The organism is Vibrio sp. 704 (assembly GCF_033339295.1).
In genome coordinates, this window is sequence record NZ_JAWOUH010000482.1 from 1 (window position 1) to 679 (window position 679).

The following is a 679-nucleotide window of genomic DNA, read 5'->3' on the forward strand; positions in this document are numbered from 1 at the left end:
TGCGGCCTTGCCGATATTAACTTCGATGATATTTGGTACTTCTCATCGGGCGGTGTAGTAGGCGATGTTTTATCAAGCCTTGCCCTGCCGACGTTGAATGTATTGGGTACAACACTCGTCCTTCTATTTCTGTGGGGGGCTGGTTTTACTTTGTTTACGGGGATTTCTTGGCTGAACATCGTCGAATGGCTTGGTGATCGCTCGTTAGCGGTATTGGCTGCCATCGCGAATAAGTTCAGAGGTTCAGAACAAGAGACGCTAGAGCCTCAGCTTGATGAGTTTGTTGAGGATAAAGTATCAACAAAACACGTTGAAGACGATCAACAAGACGACGAGACGCTTCCTCACTTAACGGCTTACGAAGTTGAAGAACCAAAAGAGAAAGCGGCAGTACACGAATATCCTATATATATGCCGCAAGCCAAATCAGAAACGTCTACGGTAAAACCGACGCCAGAGCCCCAAACTCAACGAGTTGCGGCAGTAAATGCGACGCCAACGTATGTTGAACCAGAACCACAACTTAAAGCGGTCAGCACAGATAACGTGGATCCAATGGTTGAGCGTACCAAGCAGCTTAATGTAACCATCGAAGAGTTGGAAGCTGCAGCGCAGCAAGCAGATGATTGGGCGTCAGAAGAACAAACAAGCCAATCTTATGCGGATACAAACGCAGTCT

The 679-nt window shown here is 47.3% G+C and carries 1 protein-coding gene; it reads left to right on the forward strand.

The features are described from left to right. Positions 1–679: DNA translocase FtsK 4TM domain-containing protein (locus tag R7R24_RS27255; RefSeq protein WP_318120205.1), on the forward strand; the 679-nt coding region annotated here is incomplete at both ends.